Origin of the sequence: Bacillus sp. SM2101 (genome assembly GCF_018588585.1) — a bacterium.
Taxonomy (GTDB): Bacteria; Bacillota; Bacilli; order Bacillales; family SM2101; genus Nanhaiella; species Nanhaiella sioensis.
Genome location: NZ_JAEUFG010000097.1, coordinates 1 through 1531, shown reverse-complemented (window position 1 = coordinate 1531; position 1531 = coordinate 1). Strand labels below are relative to the sequence as shown.

Annotated in this window: 2 protein-coding genes; both read right to left on the bottom strand. The window is 28.2% G+C overall.

Annotated elements, in window-relative coordinates:
* Nucleotides 1-244: 244 nt before the first annotated feature.
* The gene (locus JM172_RS24380; protein ID WP_214484961.1) at nt 245-1135 is read right to left on the bottom strand and encodes a hypothetical protein; all 891 of its coding nucleotides are present in this window, start codon (nt 1133-1135) and stop codon (nt 245-247) included.
* Between the two features lie 270 nt (nt 1136-1405).
* Nucleotides 1406-1531 (bottom strand): DUF1304 family protein (locus JM172_RS24375; RefSeq protein WP_214484962.1); only part of this gene is annotated, 126 nt, incomplete at its 5' end.

Sequence of the window (1531 nt, the reverse complement as noted above, 5' to 3'; positions counted from 1 at the left end):
TGGGATAACGGTTAGTAGTATTTTTTTAATAATCTTCACCTACTATTCTTGATAGTAATATTCAATTAACATGCCCTATATCTTAATACCAATTATTTCAAAACCATTCAAATCTTACAACAACTTTTTTAAACATAATAAAAGCGCACTGTTAGATCATCGCGCCATATTGCGGAATAACATTTTCATGTAGTCCAATAGTAAGCTAAGTAAAACCTTCATAGTAATTTTCTAGGTATGTAAATTATATCTTTTTTAGTCCTTTTATAATCTTTTCAATTTCTATTAATAGTGCTTCACTACCTAAATCAGTTGAATAATTTTCCAAAAATATTATAATATCGCCCTTTTTAACAATGTAGCTTCCTTCATTTTGATACACCTTTTCTCCGTCACTCAAAGTAATTTCTTTGTAATTTTCGTCACCATTGATTGCCTTTTGGTAAGTCTTTGTAAAAAAAGAATCATTTTTTGACTGTGCTATAGTAAAAGTCTCTAATGATCCAAACGATAGACTCTTTGCTTTACTCCACCCTTGATAATTTAATGATAAGATACTATAAAGGTGTTTGTTATAATTATATGTTGGTATAAAAATACTGCCTTCCTCAATTGAAACTAAGTTGTGATATTCTGTATTTGTTTTCATGGTTTTTGATATTTTTAATAAATCCTCATGTGAGAAATTTTCGGATGACAATTCATAGAACATATCTTTTTCTACCCAACTTATACTATTTTGGTTGGAATACGTTTTGGATTTTCGATTATTGGTTTCAAATATAAAATTTTTCTTATCAATATCCTTAAATTCTATAGAATAGTTTCCCTTTTTTTCTTTTTTTTGTCGCATTAAATCTAAATCAGTACTCACTTGAACAGATAATGAATAATTTTCTTCAGAGTTATCTTTAAAAACATAACTAGCGCTAGAAAATTCCAAATCATTGTTTACTATCAAAACTGCGGATGCAACATCGTCTATAGTAAATTCAGTTATGTCAGGCAGCATTATTTGTCCACTAAACTTGTTCATTGCTGTAACCAGTTTTTGATTTTCATTTTCTTCATTAGAAAAAGCAATCACAATTATAGATAAAGTTAATAAAAGAACACCTAAGAAACCTTTTTTCATAATATCCTCCGTCATTTACCAAATATGTATACATTTTAATAGTATTACTACCTTTCGATATATTCTACCTATAAAATATTCCATTAGACTATTTCATATTTCCCCCTTAAAAACCAATAGACATCTCCCTAAAATGAAGAAAAGCACTAACCCTTGTTACAGGTTAGCGCCAAATTGTTGAATAATATTTTCATGTAGGCTTAGAACTATTCGACTCATTAATCATTATGTTTTTTAATTTTTTTTTCTAAATACATCACTTACATTAGTTTAAAGGGATAATAGAATGAAAATAACCGCTAAAATAGCAGGAGTTCCTTGTTTGATGAAAATCCCTTTATTTGCTGTCAAAGCTCCAAATACGGAAGCAATTATCACGCATATTAAGAAAAATAA